Annotated in this window: 16 protein-coding genes; 7 read left to right on the top strand and 9 right to left on the bottom strand. The window is 75.0% G+C overall.

Annotated elements, in window-relative coordinates; translation table 11 throughout:
* The first annotated feature begins 574 nt into the window (after positions 1-574).
* From ACZ3J7_RS10455 to ACZ3J7_RS10440, 4 genes are all read left to right on the top strand, one after another.
* A complete protein-coding gene (locus tag ACZ3J7_RS10455; RefSeq protein WP_465618904.1) occupies positions 575-1822 on the top strand; it encodes an LLM class flavin-dependent oxidoreductase in 1248 nt (415 codons plus the stop codon).
* Between the two features lie 29 nt (positions 1823-1851).
* Complete coding sequence (locus ACZ3J7_RS10450; protein ID WP_465618902.1) at positions 1852-3255, top strand: NtaA/DmoA family FMN-dependent monooxygenase; 1404 nt, start codon at positions 1852-1854, stop codon at positions 3253-3255.
* Positions 3252-4085: a DUF1684 domain-containing protein gene (locus tag ACZ3J7_RS10445; RefSeq protein ID WP_465618900.1), complete on the top strand. Its 834-nt coding sequence runs from the start codon at positions 3252-3254 to the stop codon at positions 4083-4085. Before ACZ3J7_RS10450 ends, ACZ3J7_RS10445 begins: the two co-directional genes overlap by 4 nt.
* Before the next feature lie 605 nt (positions 4086-4690).
* Positions 4691-5185 (top strand): hypothetical protein, encoded by a 495-nt coding sequence (locus tag ACZ3J7_RS10440; protein ID WP_465618898.1) that lies wholly within the window; start codon positions 4691-4693, stop codon positions 5183-5185.
* A 209-nt stretch (positions 5186-5394) separates the two neighbouring features.
* Here the strand turns inward: ACZ3J7_RS10440 and ACZ3J7_RS10435 are convergent, their stop codons facing one another.
* Complete coding sequence (locus ACZ3J7_RS10435; RefSeq protein ID WP_465618897.1) at positions 5395-6924, bottom strand: UDP-N-acetylglucosamine 1-carboxyvinyltransferase; 1530 nt, start codon at positions 6922-6924, stop codon at positions 5395-5397.
* 213 nt (positions 6925-7137) lie between these two features.
* Positions 7138-7830, bottom strand: a complete 693-nt coding sequence (locus ACZ3J7_RS10430; RefSeq protein ID WP_465618895.1) for a helix-turn-helix domain-containing protein — start codon at positions 7828-7830, stop codon at positions 7138-7140.
* 115 nt (positions 7831-7945) lie between these two features.
* Between ACZ3J7_RS10430 and ACZ3J7_RS10425 the strand changes: the two genes are divergently transcribed.
* Positions 7946-8698 carry an NAD(P)H-binding protein gene (locus ACZ3J7_RS10425; protein ID WP_465618893.1) on the top strand — a complete coding sequence of 251 codons (753 nt, stop codon included), beginning with the start codon at positions 7946-7948 and terminating at the stop codon, positions 8696-8698.
* A gap of 171 nt (positions 8699-8869) precedes the next feature.
* Here ACZ3J7_RS10425 and ACZ3J7_RS10420 read toward each other — a convergent pair whose 3' ends face one another.
* Together ACZ3J7_RS10420 and ACZ3J7_RS10415 are read right to left on the bottom strand one after the other, a co-directional pair.
* A complete protein-coding gene (locus ACZ3J7_RS10420) occupies positions 8870-9685 on the bottom strand; it encodes an SDR family NAD(P)-dependent oxidoreductase (RefSeq protein ID WP_465618891.1) in 816 nt (271 codons plus the stop codon).
* 182 nt (positions 9686-9867) lie between these two features.
* Positions 9868-10710 (bottom strand): LLM class F420-dependent oxidoreductase, encoded by an 843-nt coding sequence (locus ACZ3J7_RS10415; RefSeq protein WP_465618889.1) that lies wholly within the window; start codon positions 10708-10710, stop codon positions 9868-9870.
* Positions 10711-10919: 209 nt separating this feature from the next.
* On the opposite strand from ACZ3J7_RS10415, the gene ACZ3J7_RS10410 reads away from it, so the two are divergent.
* Positions 10920-11903, top strand: a complete 984-nt coding sequence (locus ACZ3J7_RS10410; protein WP_465618887.1) for a cupin domain-containing protein — start codon at positions 10920-10922, stop codon at positions 11901-11903.
* Positions 11904-11926: 23 nt separating this feature from the next.
* Here ACZ3J7_RS10410 and ACZ3J7_RS10405 read toward each other — a convergent pair whose 3' ends face one another.
* From ACZ3J7_RS10405 to ACZ3J7_RS10390, 4 genes are all read right to left on the bottom strand, one after another.
* A complete protein-coding gene (locus ACZ3J7_RS10405) occupies positions 11927-12835 on the bottom strand; it encodes a squalene/phytoene synthase family protein (protein WP_465618886.1) in 909 nt (302 codons plus the stop codon).
* Positions 12836-12921: 86 nt separating this feature from the next.
* On the bottom strand, positions 12922-13551 hold the full coding sequence (locus tag ACZ3J7_RS10400) for a hypothetical protein (protein WP_465618884.1): 630 nt from the start codon (positions 13549-13551) through the stop codon (positions 12922-12924).
* Between the two features lie 71 nt (positions 13552-13622).
* Positions 13623-13856 (bottom strand): hypothetical protein, encoded by a 234-nt coding sequence (locus tag ACZ3J7_RS10395; RefSeq protein ID WP_465618882.1) that lies wholly within the window; start codon positions 13854-13856, stop codon positions 13623-13625.
* A 151-nt stretch (positions 13857-14007) separates the two neighbouring features.
* Positions 14008-14631, bottom strand: a complete 624-nt coding sequence (locus ACZ3J7_RS10390) for a class I SAM-dependent methyltransferase (RefSeq protein WP_465618880.1) — start codon at positions 14629-14631, stop codon at positions 14008-14010.
* Between the two features lie 49 nt (positions 14632-14680).
* Here ACZ3J7_RS10390 and ACZ3J7_RS10385 point away from each other — a divergent pair, with 49 nt between their 5' ends.
* A complete protein-coding gene (locus ACZ3J7_RS10385; protein WP_465618878.1) occupies positions 14681-15256 on the top strand; it encodes a hypothetical protein in 576 nt (191 codons plus the stop codon).
* Positions 15257-15264: 8 nt separating this feature from the next.
* Here ACZ3J7_RS10385 and ACZ3J7_RS10380 read toward each other — a convergent pair whose 3' ends face one another.
* Entirely contained in the window at positions 15265-18576 is a 3312-nt protein-coding gene (locus ACZ3J7_RS10380; RefSeq protein ID WP_465618876.1) for an ATP-binding protein, read from the bottom strand.
* Between the last annotated feature and the right edge of the window lie 59 nt (positions 18577-18635).

Here is an 18635-nt window from a genome sequence, read left to right as displayed (position 1 = left end):
GCTCCGCTGCCCGCACCGCCTCCGCCTCCCGCACGTCCCGGCCGTCCCCGCTGGTCCTCGTCGGCCGTCCCGACCCCTGTCGCGGCCAAGCTAGGCCGGGGTCCGACGGGATGTCAACGGCCGTCCGCCGGGCCGGGACCGGTGGTTCGTTACCGCTGTATGAACAGCGTTGTGCCGGGCCGGGGTGCGGGGTTACGGTGCGAGGACGGCGGCACCCGGGCGGTGCCGCGAGGCGCGGACGGGAGGTGACGGCGGTGCGGGCACTGGAGCGCGAGGTGTACCTCGACCGGCCGGTCGACCTGCTGCGGGTGAGCGCCGCGCTCTGTCCGGCCTGTCCGGTCGGCTGACGCCGCCCCTTCCCTCCGCCCGCCGACGCCGCCGCGCCCTCCGCGCGCCCCGGACGCCCTCCCCGAGCAGCCCTCGGACCGCCCCGGCGGTCGACGATCGCCGCAGCCACCGCGACTCCGGTCCGCCACCGCTCCCCGCACCGCTCCGCATCGCACCGCCCGCGCCCCGGCCTCCCGGCGCTTCAGCACCTCCCCAGCTCCTCCGCGTGAACAGGAACCGGTCCACCATGTCCGCATCCCCAGCAGTACCCCAGTCCCCCGCCCCCCTCCACCTCGCCGTCGCGCTGGACGGCGCCGGCTGGCACCCCGCCGCGTGGCGGGAGCCGGAGGCCCGGCCGAAGGAGCTGTTCACCGCCCGGTACTGGGCGGACCTGGCGGCGGAGGCGGAGCACGGCCTGCTCGACCTGCTGACCATCGAGGACGGGCTGAGCCTGCAGTCGGACCACCCGTTCGAGCCGGACGCGCGCACCGACCGGGTCCGCGGCCGGCTGGACGCGGTGCTGGTGGCGGCCCGGATCGCGCCGCTGACCAGCCACATCGGGCTGGTGCCGACCGCGATCACGACGCACACCGAGCCGTTCCACCTCTCCAAGGCGGTGGCCACGCTGGACTTTGTGAGCGAGGGCCGGGCGGGGGTGCGGGTGAAGGCCTCGGGGCGCAACGACGAGGTCCGGCACTTCGGCCGCCGCGAGCCGCTCGACCTGGAGCTGGAGGACCTGGACTCGCCCGCCTCGCTGGCCGGGCTCGCCGAGCTCTTCGGCGAGGCCGAGGACTACGTGGAGGTGCTGCGCCGGCTGTGGGACAGCTGGGAGGACGACGCGGAGATCCGGGACGCCGCGACCGGCCGGTTCATCGACCGGGAGAAGCTGCACTACATCGACTTCGAGGGCCCGCGGTTCTCGGTCCGCGGCCCGTCGATCACGCCCCGCCCGCCGCAGGGTCAGCCGCTGGTCGCGGCCCTGGCCCACCGCGGCGAGCCGTTCCGGCTGGCGGGCCGCTCGGCCGACCTGGCGTTCGTGACGCCGCGCGACGCGGACGACGCCCGGGCGATCCTGGCCGAGATCCGGGCCGCCCAGGAGGCCGCCGGGCGCGCGGCGGAGACCCTGCACGTCTTCGCCGACCTGGTGGTCTTCCTGGAGGAGCGGCCGGGCGCGGCGGCCGAGCGGCTGGCCCGGCTGAACGGGACGGCGGGCGCCGAGTACGCCAGCGACGCCCGGATCTTCGCCGGGACGCCCGTCGAACTGGCCGACCTGCTCGTCGAGTTGGCCGAGTCCGGGCTGACCGGATTCCGGCTGCGGCCGGGCGCGCTGCCGTACGACCTGGAGCGGATCACCCGCGGCCTGGTCCCGGAGTTGCAGCAGCGCGGGCTGTTCCGCACCGCCTACGAGGCGTCCACCCTGCGCGGCCTGCTGGGCCTGCCGCGCCCCGCCAACCGCTACGCCACCGCCGCCGCACCCGCCACCGTCCGCGCCTGAACTCCGAACTCCGAAGGAAAGCACCAGACATGAGCAACGAGAACAGCAGCAGCGGCGGCGGCGGCGACAGGCCACTCAAGCGGATCCACCTGGCGGCGCACTTCCCGGGCGTGAACAACACCACGGTGTGGAGCGACCCGCAGGCGGGCAGCCAGATCGCGTTCAGCTCCTTCGCCCACCTGGCGCGGACCGCCGAGCGCGCCAAGTTCGACTTCCTGTTCCTGGCCGAGGGCCTGCGGCTGCGCGAGCAGAACGGGCTGATCTACGACCTGGACGTGGTCGGCCGTCCGGACACCTTCGCCGTGCTGGCGGCGCTGGCGGCGATCACCGACCGGCTCGGCCTGGCCGGGACGATCAACTCGACGTTCAACGAACCGTACGAGGTGGCACGGCAGTTCGCCTCACTGGACCACCTCTCGGCGGGCCGCTCGGCGTGGAACGTGGTGACCTCCTGGGACGCCTTCACCGGTGAGAACTTCCGGCGCGGCGGGTTCCTGCGCGAGGAGGACCGGTACGCCCGGGCGCAGCAGTTCCTGGAGGCGTCCTGGCGGCTGTTCGACTCCTGGCGCGGGGACGAGGTGGTGGCGGATCCGGCGTCCGGCACGTTCCTGGGCGACCCGGACGCGGGCCGTTTCGCCTACCGCAGCAGCGAGTTCGACATCGCGGGCCGGTTCGACGTGCCGCGCGCGCCGCAGGGCCGTCCGGTGATCTTCCAGGCCGGCGACTCCGAGCAGGGCCGCGAGTTCGCCGCCGCCTCGGCGGACGCGATCTTCTCCCGGCACGGGACCCTGGACGCGGGCAAGGCGTTCTACGCGGACGTGAAGGGCCGGCTCGCCAAGTACGGCCGTGCGCACGGGTCGTTGAAGATCCTGCCGGCGGTGACCTTCGTGCTGGGCGACACCGACGCCGAGGCGCACGAGAAGGCCGAGCTGGTGCGCCGGCAGCAGGTCAGCGGGCAGACCGCGATCCGGCTGCTGGAGCAGGTCTGGAACCGGGACCTGTCCGACCACGACCCGGAGGGGCCGCTGCCGGCGGCGGATCCGCTGGTCGGCGAGCACACGGTGGCCCGGGGCCGGGCCTCGGTCCGGATGAACCGGGACCCGCAGGCGCTGGCCCGCGAGTGGCGGGCGCTCGCCGAGGCGAAGAACCTGTCCATCCGGGACCTGGTGATCGAGGTGTCCGGCCGCCAGTCCTTCGTCGGCACCCCGGCCCGGGTCGCCGAGGAGATGAACCGCTTCGTCCAGGAGGATGCCAGCGACGGCTTCATCCTGGCCCCGCACCTGACGCCCGGCGGCCTGGACGAGTTCGCCGACACCGTCGTGCCGCTGCTCCAGGAGCGCGGCGTGTTCCGCACCGAGTACGAGGGCAGCACCCTGCGCGAACACCTGGACCTGCCCGCTGCCACCACCACCTCTCCCCGGGAAGCGATATGACGACCATTCAGGAATCCACCGGCACCGAGGAGTTCACCCGCGCGTGGGAGGAGTGGCACGCCGCCAGCCAGCGCGCGCTCGCCGACCCGCACGGCTTCCTCGCCGTCACCGGCCTGCACTGGCTGGACACCGAACCGACCCGCTACCCGGACGCCCCGGGCGCCTGGTCGACCGGCCCGGACGGGGTGTGGGTCGAGCTGGACGAGGGCGAGGAGCTGGTCGTCGACGGGGAGCCGGTGCACGGCCGGCACCACTTCGGCGTGCTGCCGGAGCGGGCCAGCCAGTACGCGACCGCGGGCGACGCGGTGGTCGAGGTCGCCAAGCGCGGCGGCCACGACATCCTCCGCCCCCGGCACCCCGACAACCCGCTGCTGCGCGACTTCACCCGCACCCCGACGTACGCGCCGGACCCGCGCTGGGCGCTGACCGGCCGCTACCTGCCGTTCGACGCCCCTCGGCCGGTGACCGTCGGCGCGGCCGTCGAGGGCCTGCAGCACGTGTACGACGCCCCGGGCGAGGTCGAGTTCACGCTGCCCGACGGCGGCGGCACGCACCGGCTGACCGCGTTCAACGGCAACCTGCCGGGCAGCCTCCAGGTGCTGTTCACCGACGCCACCTCGGGCGTCACCACCTACGCCGCCAACCGCGCGCTGAACATCCCGGCGCCGGACGGGCAGGGCCGGGTCACGGTCGACTTCAACCGGTCCACCAACCTGCCGTGCGCCTACACCGACCTGGCGACCTGCCCGCTGCCGCCCGCCGAGAACCGGCTCCCGGCGGCGGTCGAGGCCGGCGAACGGATCCCACTGGAGCGCGGCGGCCAGCCGTAGCGACCACTGACCCGGAGCCCGGTCCGGAGCCCGCTGCCCGCGGGCCCCGGACCGGGCTCCGCGCCGGTTCAGCCGATGGTGCCCTGCGGCCCCGCGCACCGGACGAACAGCGCGGGCACATCGACAGCCGCCCGCCCCCTCACCAGTAGCCGAGGAACGGTCACCACCCGGCGAGGACGAGACGCAGAAGGCGGTCACCACCCTGCGGTCTCCATTCGAACAGTGTTGCTTCAAGCCAGTTATTGACAACTATTGATCGGAGACCGCCCACCCAAGGACACACCCGCTCCGGCCCTGAGGTGCCCCCACCCCGGTCAACCGGCCGGTCCGTGGCAGGGCAGGTGACCGCCTCGGCTTGCCGGGGCGGATCCTGCCGTTCGCTTCGTACCGAACGCCCTGGCAGTGCGGCGCGCCCTGGCCGAGGCCCAGGTCATCCGTGGCGCGGGTGGCGGCCGGAACGCAGCGGACCGCGCCGGGGCGCTCTTGTCGCTGTCCCGTGCCCCTGACAGTCTTCCGGCGCGCACCTCGCTGCGGCCGGGCATGGTCACGGCCCCGTCCCGCCCCAGCCACCGCCCCCGACGGACGAACCGACAGGAGTGCCTGCCATGCCGCGTACGAACTCCCGCGCGCTGCCCGCCGCCACGGTGACGGCCGCCCTCGCCCTCGTCACCGCCTTGACCACGGCAAGCGCCCCGGCGGCCGCCGCGCCGTCCCCCTCGACCGGGGCTGCCGCGATCACCTCGGGCTCCTGGGCGTGTTCCGTTCCGTCCGGCTACACGTACACCTCTTCGCGCAGCTCCTACACCTGCTCGGGTGGCAGCGGCTACCGCACCACCGAGTTCTACGTCGAACCGCCCGCCGAGGGCCTGTGGGCCTGCGCCACCGTGCCCGGCTACACCTACACCGGGGTCGCGAGCAACTACACGTGCTCCAGCGGCGGGAGTTACAAGACCAACCAGTTCCTGCTCTACAAGCCCGTGACCGGCATGTGGGCCTGCTCCGTGCCGTCCGGGTTCACGTACACCGCCAGCCAGCAGAACTACGCCTGCTCCGGCGGCGCCGGCTACACCACCACCCAGTTCCTGCTGCGCGCACTCTAGGCGCCGAGGGCCCGACTCCCGAGAAGGCGGGTCCACGGCTGCCGCCCTCCCCGCGAGCGCGGACGGGGTCGACCGTCCCCTCGACGCACGAGCCGGCCACGGACGTGCGGCGAGGGGTCGCCCGGACGTCAGCCGGGCGGCCCCTACCGCGCTGGTGCGATGTCTGCGACTCCTGCGAGGCCTGCGAGGTCGCGGGGTGCGACGGCGGCTCAGATGTCGCGGAAGACCTCGATCTGCGCGCCGACCGAGTTCAGTCGGGCCGCCAGGTCCTCGTAACCCCGGTTGATCACGTAGACGTTGCGCAGGATGGAGGTGCCCTCGGCGGCCAGCATCGCCAGCAGCAGGACCATCGCGGGGCGCAGCGCCGGCGGGCACATCATCTCGGCGGCCCGCCAGCGGGTGGGGCCCTCGACCAGGACGCGGTGCGGGTCCATGAGCTGGACGCTGGCGCCGACCCGGCCGAGTTCGGTGAGGTAGACCGAGCGGTTCTCGTACACCCAGTCGTGGACCAGGGTGGAGCCGTGCGCGCAGGCGGCGATCGCGGCGAAGAACGGCAGGTTGTCGATGTTGATGCCGGGGAACGGCATCGGGTGGATCTTGTCGATCGGCGCGACCAGCTTGGAGGGGCGCACGGTGAGGTCGGTCAGCCGGGTGCGGCCGTTGGCGGCCGGGTACTCGGGGCCGCGCCCGCAGTCGAGGCCCATCTCCTCCAGGACGGCGAGCTCGATCTCGATGAACTCGATCGGGACGCGGCGGATGGTCAGTTCGGAGTCGGTGACGACGGCGGCGGTGAGCAGGCTCATCGCCTCGACCGGGTCCTCGGAGGGGGCGTAGTCGACGTCGGCGTCGATGACGGCCTTGCCGTGCACGGTGAGCGTGGTGGTGCCGATGCCCTCGACCCGGACGCCGAGCAGCTCCAGGAAGAAGCACAGGTCCTGGACCATGTAGTTGGCGCTGGCGTTGCGGATGACGGTGGTGCCGGGGTGGCGGGCGGCGGCGAGCAGGACGTTCTCGGTGACGGTGTCGCCGCGTTCGGTCAGCACGATGGGGCGCTGCGGGGAGACGCCGCGGTCGACGCTGGCCCGGTAGCTGCCGGTGGTGGCGCTGACGTGCAGCCCGAACTGGCGCAGCGCGGCCAGGTGCGGCTGGACGGTGCGGGTGCCGAGGTCGCAGCCGCCCGCGTACGGGATCTCGAAGCGGTCGGCACGGTGCAGCAGCGGGCCGAGGAACATCAGGATGCTGCGGGTGCGCCGGGCGGCGTCCTCGTCCATGCCGGAGAGGTCGAGCCGCGCGGGCGGGGTGATCTCCAGGTCGGTGCCGTCGTTGGTCCAGCGGTGGCGCACGCCGATGCTGGCGAGGACCTCCAGCAGGCGGTAGACCTCCTCGATCCGGGCGGCGCGCCGCAGGGTGGTGCGGCCGGTGGTCAGCAGGGACGCGGCGAGCAGGGCGACGCAGGCGTTCTTGCTGGTGCGGACCTCGATGGCGCCGGAGAGGCGGCGGCCGCCGACCACCCGCAGGTTCATCGGTCCGGCGACGCCGAGCGAGACGATCTCGCTGTCCAGCGCCTCGCCGATCCGGGCGACCAGGTCGAGGCCGATGTTCTGGCCGCCGGACTCGATCCGGGCCACCGCGCTCTGGGTGGTGCCGAGGGCCGCGGCGAGCTGGCTCTGCGTCCAGCCCTTGTGGGTGCGGGCGGCACGGACGAGCTTGCCGATGCGGGAGAGGTAGTCTTCGGTCACCGCGTGAACATATCTCACCTGTGCGATACGGCGCACATCCACTGGCCGGGCGCGGTCATGCCGGGATGCGGACCCCGGTGCGGCCGACGGCTCACTGCCGACCGGCGCCCTCCTGCCGCCCCGGACGGCGGCGGGCGCCACCATGACGGAGCAGCAACGCAGTTGACGGAGCAGCACAACCACCGGGAGCGGCGCCGGAGGCCAGCACGGGGTTCAGGCGGTGCAGGAGGTCGCGGCGGGGTAGCGGCCGGCGCTGAACGCGGCCGGCGGGACGCCCATGAAGCGGCGGAACTCTGCCGTCATGTGGGACTGGTCGTAGTAGCCGGCCCGCGCGGCGATGTCCGCCCACCGGCCCGGGTCGGCCGCGAGCACGGTGCGGACCCGGTCGATCCGGGCGAAGTGCTTCGGCGACAGGCCGGTGGCGTCGGTGAACAGGGTGTGCAGTCGGCGCTCGCTGATCCCCAGCCGGGCCGCGGTCTCCGTGACGGTGCCGCCGGCCAGCAGCCGCACCGCCTCCTCCAGCCGCTCCGACGGCTCCGGGCGGCCGGCCAGCGCCTCGCCGAGCGCGGTGACCGGGTCGGCGGCGAGCCGGTCGACGTCCAGGCCCAGGCCCGGCAGTTCGCGCAGCGGCAGGACACCGTCGGCGAGGCCGTGCAGCGAGCGTCTGAGCAGTTGCTGGGCGCGGCCGGGCCGCATCCGGACCCGTACGCACGAACGGCCGGGCGGGGCGACCCGGTAGGCGGCCCGGGTCCGGGGGCCCTGCACGATCAGCTCGCGCCGGTCGGCGCGGACGATCAGGGTGGTGGCGTGGTCGGGCACGTCGACCGCCGACGGTCCGGCGGCCGTGGCGATGTCGATCCCGGCCACCCAACTCCGCAGGGCGGGCGGTAAGACGAGTGCGTTCATCGGGCCAACGATACTGCCGAAACTTCCTATCCCCCTGTGCTCGGACCTTGCCACTGTCTGGGACATGATCCTTGTCACCGGTTCCACCGGAACCATCGGCAGTCACGTTGTCCGCGTGCTCGGCGAACGGGGCCTGCCGTTCCGGGCGATGTCCCGCCGCGAGCGCCCCGGCGGCGTGCGCGCCGACTTCGACGACCCGGAGGCGCTGGCCCGCGCGGTCGCCGGCGTCGACACCGTCTTCCTGCTGACCGCGCCCCCGCTGCCGACCGCCGACCACGACCTCGCCCTGCTCAAGGCCGCGCGGACGGCGGACGTCCGCAGGGTCGTCAAGCTGTCCGCCCTCGGCACCGGCGAGCGCTTCGAAGGGGGGACGGTCGGCGCCTGGCACCTCGCCGCCGAACAGGCCCTCCGGGCCAGCGGGCTGGCCTGGACGATCCTCCGCCCCGCGGGCTTCGCCTCCAACCTGCTGCGCCACCGGGCCCTGATCCAGGCCGGGGAGCCGATCCCGGACCTGGTCGGCCACGCCCCGCAGGCCGTCGTCGACCCGCGGGACGTCGCCGAGGTCGCCGTCGCCGCCCTGACCGACGACGCGCACGACGGACAGCGCTACGACCTGGCCGGCCCCGAACTGCTCACCCTCGCCGACCAGGCCGCGATCCTGGCGGACGTGCTGGGACGGCCGGTCCGGACCACCGAGTCCCACGCGCTCAGCTGGCTGCCCGTCGGCATCGCCACCGACATCGGCTGGGCCCGGGCCGGCGGCGCGGCCCACCTCACCGACCACGTGCCGCGGGTGCTCGGCAGACCGGCGGGCACCTTCGAACAGTGGGCCCGCGACCACCGGGAGGTGTTCGCGGCGACGCCGTGAACACCCGCCCCGCCCCGTGCCGTCCCGCGCTCCCCCAGCGGCAGGCGGCACCAAGGCCGAGCGGGAACCGAAGCGACGCACCGTCGGTTCCCGCTCAGCACGCCGCCCGGGCCCCTCGCCCACCCGGCGCCGCACCTGCTCAGCCCCGCGCCCGCTCAGCCCTGCACCCGCTCAGCCCTGCGCCCGGGCGGCCAGGTCCTGCCACTCCGCCCAGACCTTGAGGCGCTCCGCGTAGAGGGCCGGCAGCATCTCGTCGCCCTGGGTGCCGAAGAACACCCGCAGCGGCGGTTCGTCCGCGTCGACGACCTCCAGCAGTGCCCGGCCGGCGGCCAGCGGGTCGCCGAAGTCCAGCGTCGCCATGAAGGCGCCGAGCGCGCCGCGGACTTCGTCGTAGGCCGCGATCGGCTCCGACTGCACCGCGGACGAGCCGCCCCAGTCGGTGGCGTAGGCACCCGGCTCGACGATGGTGACCTTGATGCCGAGCCCGGCGACCTCCTGGGCCAGCGACTCGCTCAGCCCCTCCAGCGCCCACTTCGAGGCGTGGTAGCCGCCGACCAGCGGCCAGGCGGCGACGCCTCCGGTGGAGGAGATCTGCACGATGTGGCCGCCCCCCTGCTCCCGCAGGTACGGGAGCGCCGCCTGGGTCACCCACAGCACACCGAACAGGTTGGTCTCCAACTGGTCGCGCAGCGCCTGCTCCGACAGTTCCTCGACCGCACCGAACAGCCCGTGGCCCGCGTTGTTGACCACGACGTCCAACCGGCCGAAGTGCTCGTGGGCCCGCTCGACCGCGGCGAAGACCGCAGCCTTGTCGGTGACGTCCAGCCGGAGCGGGAGCACCCTGTCGCCGTGGGCGGCGACGAGGTCCGCGAGGGACTTCTCGTCGCGGGCGGTGGCCGCGACCCTGTCACCGCGCTCCAGCGCGGCCTCGACGTAGCGGCGGCCGAAACCGCGGGAGGAACCGGTGACGAACCAGACCTTGCTCATGGGAACTCCTTGTGGATCACGTGACGTTGGGGGGGCGGATCGGACAGGGATGTCCGCGCATTGATGACGGGACATCGGTGATGGGACATCAGTGACAGAACATCGGTGACCGGACATCAATGACGAGGCATCAATGACAAGGCATCGATGACGGAGCATCGGTGACGTGACACGGAAACCGCTCAGTCCCGGAAGCGTTCGACCAGTGGTGCCGCCGAGTCCAGGAAGTCCTTGACCTCGGCGTCCTCGGCCGGTGGCGCGTAGAGCACCGCCCGGTCGACGCCGACGGCGCGCAGGCCCTCCAGGACGGCCGGGTCGGGCTCGGCGCCGAAGACGGTCACGGGGACGTGGGCGCGGCCCACCGCGCGGCCCGCCTGCCGCAGTTCGGCGATCCGGGCGGACAGTTCGTCCAGCGGCATCCCGGCGTGCGGCATCCACTCGTCGCCGAAGTCGAGGACCCGGCGGGCGACCCGGGGGCCCGAGCCACCGACCAGGACCGGCGGGTGCGGGGCCTGGCGCGGCTTGGGCCAGGACCAGACGGGGCCGAAGTCGACGTGCTCGCCGTGGAATTCGGCGACCTCGTTGGTCCAGATCTCCCGCATCGCCCTGACCCGCTCGGCCAGCACGGCCCAGCGGCGCCCCGGCTCGGTGCCGTGGTTCTCCAGTTCCTCGGAGATCCAACCGGCGCCGACCCCGAACAGCACGCGGCCGCCGGAGAGGACGTCGAGCGAGGCCACCGCCTTCGCGGTGGTGAGCGGGTCCCGCTGCGGGACGAGGCAGATGCCGGTGGCGACCTTCAACTCGGAGGTGGCCGCCGCCGCGTAGGTGAGGGCCACGAAGAGGTCGTGGGTGTGCGAGAAGTGCGGGGGCAGCTCCCCGACCTCCCGGCGGGTGCGCTCGCTGGCGGGAAGGTGGGTGTGCTCCGGCAGGAAGAGCGACTCGAAGCCGCGCTCCTCCACCGCCCGGGCCAGTGCGTCGGGGCGGATCGCGAAGTCCGCGGGGAACATGGCGATTCCCACCTTCATGCTGCTTCCTTCCATCGCACCGGGCCGACGACCGCCCCCTGACACCAGGTCAGGACCGGTCGGCTCGCCGCGGCTGCTCCTGCTCGTCGTTGCCGTGGTTCCACCTTAAGAAGTGGCGCACCAGACGATCCATGACAGAAAAGCTAGGAAAATTGTCCGATCCTCTCGTCCACGGGACGGTGGGGTGGTCCGTGGCTAGAGTGCTCGACATGGACGTACTCGCGGACATCCTGGCCGCCACCCGCTTCGGCGGCGTACTGCTGGCCCAGTTGCGCTCCGGCCGACCCGACTGGGGCTGCGGCATCGACCCGGCACCCACGGCCGGCTTCCACCTCGTCGCCGAAGGCGTCTGCTGGCTGCGGACGGCCGACCGGCCCCCGCTGCGCCTGGTGCCGGGGGACGTCGTGCTGCTCCCCCGGGGCGCCCGGCACGAGTTGGTGGGCGCGCCGGATTCGACGGCCGTGCGCTACGCCGAGTTGGAGGCCGAGCACCCGCCGGGCCGCGACGGGGTGCTCGACCTGGGCGGCGGCGGCCCGGCGGTGCGGATCGTCTGCGGCAAGTTCACGCACGAGGGCGAGGCCGGAAGGCACCCGGTCCTGGCCGCGCTGCCCGAGGTCATCCACGTCCCGGGGGCGGGCGCCGACGCCGAACTCCAGGCGACCGTACGCCTGATCGCCGCCGAGACCACCAACCGGCGCCCCGGCGCCCAGGCCCTGGCGACCCGGCTGACCGACGTGCTGTTCGTCCAGGTCGTCCGCACCTGGCTGGAGCGGCTGGACGCGGAGACCGAGGCCGGCCCGGGCGCGGAGACGGAGGCGGCCGGCCCCTCCTGGCTGGCGGCCCTGCGCGACCCGCGGATCGGCGGTGTGCTCTCACTCCTCCACGACGATCCGCAACGCCCTTGGACGATGGAGCAGTTGGCGCGCACCGTGGCGATGTCACGTCCGGCGTTCGCCCGACGTTTCAAGGAGTTGGTCGGCGACAGCCCGCTGGCGTACCTCGCCGGGCTGCGGATCGACCGGGCCGCGCGCCTGCTGCGCGACACGGACGACCGGGTCGGCGACATCGCCCGCGCGGTGGGCTACACCTCGGAGTTCGCCTTCTCCCGGGCGTTCTCCCGCCGCCACGGCACCGCGCCGGGCCGCTACCGCCGCGCGGCTCCGGCCCCGGCTCCGGTCCTCCTGGGGGTGTGACCGGCCACCGTCCCGCCCGGCCCTCAGCGCCCCCGCCGGGCCCGGACGTACTCGCGGGCCAGCAACCGCAGCAGGCCCGGCTTCGCGGGGCTCGCGGAACGGCGCGGCAGCGCGCCGAGGTCGGCGCGGGCGGCGGCGGCGGTGAGCCGTTCGACGCCGACGATGCAGCGGATCATCGGCCGGTGCTCGGGGGGCGCGAGGTCGACCAGGGTGCCGCTCGCGGCGCGGGCGCGGTCGGCCCGGTCGAGCAGTTCGCCGAGCAGCGCCCGGACGGCGGGGGTGTCCCGGGCGCCTTCGAGGTCGGCGCGGGTGACGCCGTGCGCGGCCAGCGCGTCGGCGGGGAGGGTGAGGCGGCCGTCGGTGAGGTCCTCGGCGAGGTCGTTGACGAAGTCGAGCCGCTGGCTGGAGTCGATGAACGTCCGGCAGGCGGCGCGGTAGGCGCGCTGGTCGCCGTCGGGGCCGAGCAGCGCGGCGACCACCAGGAAGCCGGGCAGCGAGTACCCGTCGAGGTAGGCCTGGTAGTCGTCCTCGGTGGCGAAGCCGGTGAAGTCGAGGTCGGCGTCCGCGGCGGCGAGGAAGTCCAGCACCCGCCCGCGCAGGACCGGCCGGGCCGCCGCGCTGGCGAGCAGCGGGCGCAGTTCGGGGTCGTCGGTGCGCCCGGCGTCGAGCGCGGCGGTGACCTCCGCGCGCCAACGGGCGGACGCGGCGCGGCGGGTGTCGACCGGGCCGCTGTCGAGCAGGTTGTCGGTGTGGTGCATGAACGCGGTCGCCGCGATCACGTGCGGGACGGTCGCGGGCGGCAGCAGCAGCCCGGCGGCCAGCACCACCTCCCGCTTGTAGGCGGTGACCCGTTCCCGCTGCCGCCCGTACGCCTCCCGCAGCGCGGGCTCCCGCACCCCGGCCGCGTCCAACGCCCGCTCCCAGCCGCCCACGCGCACCCGTTCCCTCGTCCGTCCCCGCCGCCCCGACCCATCCTGCCAGCACACCGCGACCGCCCGGACCGGGTCCGGGGCCGGGCTCAGGTGGTCGCGGTCGCCGTCGCGGTCGCGGTGCGTCGGCCGCCGTACGAGGCGACCAGGGCGTCGGCGACGGTCTCCGCGTCCGCGGCGGCCGGTTCCGCCGGGTACTCCGGCAGCAGGTCGTCCCAGACCGGCAGCCAGGAGCCGAACAGCTGCACCTGGCCCTCCGGGCGGGCGAAGAACCACAGGTGCAGGTGCGCGGCGCCGTCGCCCAGCCGGTAGACGTGCGCCCGGGCGACGTGCGGCAGCGCCTGCACGTGCCGGACGATGTGGGTGGTCAACACGCCCAGTTCGGCAGCCAGTTCGTCGGGGAGCTCGGCCAGGTCGCAGTGGTCGCGCGGGTACAGCATCAGCGCCAGCGGCACCCCGACGCCCGCGACTCGGTCGAGCCGCCAGTGGTCGGTGAACCAGAGGCCCACGTCCCGCTTCCGGCAGATCTCGCAGTCCGCCGGGTCCTCGCCGTGCCGCGCGGGCTCGGGCAGCACCGGTGGCCGCAGCGGCGAGACCCGCAGCCCCTCCTGCTCGAACGGGCTGATCTCCCAGCCGGTCATCCGGGCCAGCGGGAGCCGGAGTTCGGCGTCGGCGGCCGCGCGGGCCCGGGCGTGGAACTCGTCAGGTGTCAAAGCCATGATCGAGAGCCTAGCCCCGACCGTCGACGCCCGGACGTTCGATTCGATCATCCGCTCGTTCGATCATCCGTTCAGAGGCCACCGAGTCCCGGCGGGTCCTCGAACGGCGGGGTGCACCCGGAGGAGGGCCACCTGATGGCCCGGTCCAGCTCGACGGGCCTGCCGTAGCAGCCGCCGGCGGGGCCGACGCGGGTCACCCGGCCGGCCGGCACCATGGCGGCCGGCCCCACCTCCGCGACCGCACGCCGCCCGCCGGCCAGGTACGCGAGCTCGTGGACGGTGAACTCCCGCTCCGGTGGCCGCACTCGCGCCGCCGCCTCCCGGTACGTCCGGTACGCCTACCGATATCTGGCGGCGGCACCCCCGATCAGCGCGGCCCCACCGCCGACAGCAGGATCCACCACTGCACGACCCGCTCCCCCTCGGCGGCCGGCCGTCCACACCGTTCCCCCGCCGTCAGGGCCGGGGCGGCTTGTGCCAGGTCAGCGAGTAGCGGCGCAGCACGTGCCGGCGGTAGCGGACGCCCGGGAGCAGGCGGCGGGCCTCGGCGCGGACCTGGGCGTAGCCCATCCGCGGGTCGGCCACCGGCATGCCCACCGGACCGCGGGCCCGGCGCAGCAGTTTGACGGCCCGGACGGCGGGGGCGGCGGCGAGGGTGACGGCCCACTCGCGGAGGGTGGCCTCGCGGGCCAGGCCGACAACCACCAAGGTGCCGCCGGGGCGCAGGAGTTCGCGCATCCGGGTGAGCGCGGCGGTGAAGTCCATGTGGTGGACGGTGGTCACCGAGCAGATGAAGTCGTAGCCCTGGGCGGGGAGTTCGGCCGTGAGGAAGTCGGCCTCCAGGAAGTCGACGCCGGGCCGTCCGGCGGTGCGGCGGCGGGCCTGGGCGATCATCTCCGGGGAGCGGTCGATCCCGGTGACGTGTCCGGCCCGTTCGCTCAACTTCCGTGCCAGCAGCCCGTCTCCGCAGCCGACGTCGAGCGCCTCGGCGCACCCGGCGGGGACGCGGCGCAGGATGCCCGGGTGGCGGGCGACGTTGGTGTTCCAGTAGGGATCCCCATGGGGGTCGGGCTCCGGCATCTTCCCATCGTAGGCTGGCCGGGGACGGCGCGGGGCTTGGAGGGTCGGGGTGTTGGTGGGGTCGCGGGCCGGGTTCGGCCTGGAGTTCCGGTTCGGGCTGGGCGGGGGCCTGCTGTGCGTGGACGTGCACGTCGGCGGTCGGCACGTGAACGCCCGGGACCACGCGTTCTACCCGCCGCTGCTGGTCAGGAAGCTCGGGGACGAGCTGGCCCGCTTCCGCGCCCCGGCCGGCCCGCCGCCCGCCGTCCGGACCGATCCGGTGGCGTTCTTCCGGCTGGCCGAGGCCGGCCGGTACGAGGACCGGGAGGACGGCGAGGAGCGGGACGACCGGGAGGACGGCGGAGACGGCGGAGACGGGCGGGAGCTGGCCCGGTGCGCGTTCCTGGAGTGGGGCGAGTGCACCGACGACGTGAGCGCGTTCGCGTTCCCCGAGGGCGAGGCGGTGCACCTGGCCGTCCGGTTGCGCGAGGACGGCGGTCCGGCCTGGGGCACCGGGGCCCGGCGGGGGCCGACGGTGGTGACGCTGCCCCGGTCGGAGCTGGTGGCGACGCTGGAGCGGGCGCGGGCCGTCGCCGACCTCGAACGGGCCGCCCTGCGGGCCCGCCGGGACGCCCCGGCGGGGTGAGGCGCGGGTCAGTCCGCTCCGAGTTCGGCGTGCAGGCCGAGCACCCGGGTGAGGCCGGACGGGTACGGGAGGGTGCGGGCGAGGTGGTCGGCGCGGGTGAGGGCGGTGCGGGCGGCGGTGCGGTCGCCGAGGCGGGTGGCGGCGGTGGCGTGGGCGATCAGCGCCTCGGTCTCGGCGAGGCGTTCGCCGGTGCCGCGGGCGCGGGCGGCTTCGGCGGCGGCGATCCGGGCGGCCTCGGCGGGGCGGCCGGCGGCGAGGTGGGCGTAGGCGGCGAGTTCGGGGGCCTGTTCGGTGGCGTCGCCGAGGACGGCGAGGGCGGTGTCAGGGTCGTCGTCGCGCAGCGCGAACAGGGCGCGGGCGCGCCGGACTTCGTGGTGGGCCTGCTGGTCGCCGGGGGTGCCGGCGCGGTCCAGCAGGGCGGCGGCGCGGGGGCGGTCGCCGGTGCGCAGCAGGACGCGGGCGAGGACGGCGAGGGCGTAGGGCAGGGACCAGGCGTCGTCCCAGTCGGCGGCGGCGACGGCGGCCTCGGCGTACTGGGCGGCGGTGTCGTTCTCCTCCAGCAGGAGGTGGAGTTCGGCGAGGTTGAGCTGTTCGAAGGCGGTGGCCATCGGGTCGCCGGACTGCCGGGCGTGGTCGAGGGCCTGGCGGCCGAAGCGGACGGCGTCGTGCAGGCGGCCGTGCCGGCGGGCGTTCTCGCGCAGGGTGGAGAGCACCGAGCCGAGCAGGGTGGGTTCGCCGTAGGCCTGGGCGGGGGCGAGGGCGCGGTCGCCGGCCCGGCGGGCTTCGCCGAAGCGGCCGGCCAGGCCGAGGTTGATGGCCTGCATGGCGTGCGAACGGGCTTGCAGGAGCTGGCCGGTGGGGCCGGGGACGTGTTCGGCCGGTTCCTGGGCGCGCCGGGCGGCGGCGTACGCGTCGGGGTAGCGGCCGCGCATCTTGCCCAGTCCGGCGTGGGCGAGGTGGTGCAGGGCGCGGGCTTCGGGGCCGGTCCGGTCGGTCGGCGGGTGGGTGTCCAGCACCTGGGCGGCGGCGGCGAGGTCGCCGGTCCGGAACAGCGTCTCGGCGAGGTGGGCGGCGGTGGCGACGGTGTCGTCGTGGTCGCCGCGGGCCAGGAACTCGGCGAGGGCGGCGCGCAGCACCTCGGTGGCGCGGCCGGGTTCGCCCATCCGGCGCAGGACCTGGCTGTGCGCGAGGCGGGCCCGGGCGGCGTCGACGTCGAGCCGGGCGACCAGGTCGCGGTAGTAGCGGTCGGCGGTGTCGTTGGCGTAGAGCGCGGCGGCGCGTTCGGCGGCGCGGCGCAGGTAGTCGGCGGCGCGCGGGTCGTCGGCGCGGGTGAAGTGCGAGGCGAGGGCGTCGACGGCGTCGGGGCGGCGGCGCTGGACGGCCTGGGCGTAGGCGCCGTGCAGTTGGCGGCGGCGGACGGCGGACAGGCCGTCGTAGCAGGTGAGCCGGACGAGGGGGTGGCGGAAGGCGAGTCCGGCTTCGGCGCGGCCGGCGATGACGACCTGGCGTTCTTCGACCAGGGCGGCGGCGATGGCGTGTTCGACGGCGTCGGCGGCGGCGCCGCCGGTGACGGGCGGGTGCAGGGCGTGTTCGGCGACGTCGAGGAGTTCGGCGAGGGCGGCCTCGCCGCCGGCCACCGAGAGGGCTTCGACGAAGCGGCGGGCGTGCGGGTCGAGCCGGGCGAGGCGTTCGCCGACCAGGTCGCGGACGCCCGCCGGGGGGTGCGTCGGGTCGTCCCCGAACTCCGTTCCGCCACGGGCGAGTTCGAGGGCGAACAGCGGGTTGCCGAGTGAGAGCTCCCAGACCTCGGGGCGGGGCGGGCGGCCGGTGGCGTCGTGGACGGCGGCCAGCACGGCGGCCTCGTCGAGGCGTCCCAACTCCTCTCGGGTGGCGAGTTGTTGGCGGAGCATGGTGGCGACGGCGCGGCGGCGGGCGTCGCCGTCGGGGAGTTCCTCCTCGCGGTAGGTGGCGAGGAAGCGCAGCGGGGTGCGGCGGTCCCGGGCGCGTCGGGCGAGGTGGCCGAGCAGTTGGTAGGAGCCGGTGTCGGCGGCGTGCAGGTCATCGAGGACGACCAGCACGGGGCGGGTGGCGGCGAGGTCGCCGAGCAGGGCGGTGCCGGCCCGGAACAGGCGGTCGCGCTGCTCTTCGGGGCTGCGCGCGGCGCCGGTCGGGACCTGGCCCAACGAGGGGAGGAACGCGGCGAGTTCGGGGTACTCGGCGCCGACCCGGGCGCGTTCGGCGGGGTCGTGTTCGGCGAGCCAGCCGTCGAGCGCGTCGGCGAAGACGCCGTAGGGGGTGTGGTCCTCGGCGTCCTGGCCGCTGCCCCAGAGCACGGCGGTGCCGTCGGCGGCGGCGCGGCGGGCGGCTTCGCCGGCCAGGCGGGTCTTGCCGATGCCGGCTTCGCCGGTGAGCAGCCGGACGGGTGGTCCGGCGGGGGCCAGTAGGCGGCGCAACTCGCTCTCGCGGCCGTGCAGTCGGGTGGGTGCGGCGCTGCGCAGCCGGGCCGGGAGGGCGGTCGCGGCGGGGGCGGGGGCGGGGGTGGCGGCGAGGGCGGCGCGGTGCAGGCGTTCGGTCTCGGGGCCGGGGCGGATGCCGAGTTCGGTGTCGAGGGCTTCGCGGCACAGGTGGTACTGGCGCAGGGCGCGGCGGCGCTGGCCCTGGCGCAGGCAGGCGTCGATGAGCAGGCGGTGGGCGAGTTCCTCGGCGGGGCTGGTGGTGAGGACCTGTTCGGCGCAGTCGGCGGCGTCCTCGGGGCGGTCCTGGTCGAGGTGGGCGGCGGCGAGCCGGAGCAGCAGGTGTTCGCGCAGCCGGTCGAGTCGGCCGCGGCGGGCCTGGGCCCAGTGCGCGTACCGGTCCTCGGGGAGCAGTTCTCCGGCGAACTGGGCGATGGCGTAGGTGAGTTGTTCGATCCGGCCGTCGATCAGGGCGTCCTCGGCGGCCTGTTCGGCGTGGTCGGCGTCGATCCAGACGGCGGCGGGGTCGAGTAGCAGCAGTCCGCCGTCGGCCTTGAGGTAGGAGGAGGCGGCGCGGGGGGCGAGTTCGGGTTCGAGGGCGTGCCGGGCGGCGTGCAGGGCGACCCGGAGGCTGCCGGCGGCGGCGGACGGGTCGGCGTCGGGCCAGCAGGTCTCCATGGCCTGTTCGCGGTGCAGCCGGTGGCCGGGGGTGACGGCGAGCAGCTTGACCAGGGCGCGGGCGCCGGGCCGGGGCCAGCGTTCGGCAAGTGGCGGTCCGGAGTCGCGTTCGGCCCGGAATCCCTCGAAGAGGTAAAGGCGCAGCATGGGTGGTGCGGTGTCCGTCCGGTCGGTGTCTGTTGCGCCCATGAGGCCGGTAACTGTACACGAACAGGCCGGGTACCCCGCAGGCCGGCGCCTGCGGGGTA

This window comes from Kitasatospora sp. NPDC015121 (genome assembly GCF_055562955.1).
This window is presented reverse-complemented; position numbering and strand designations above follow the sequence as displayed.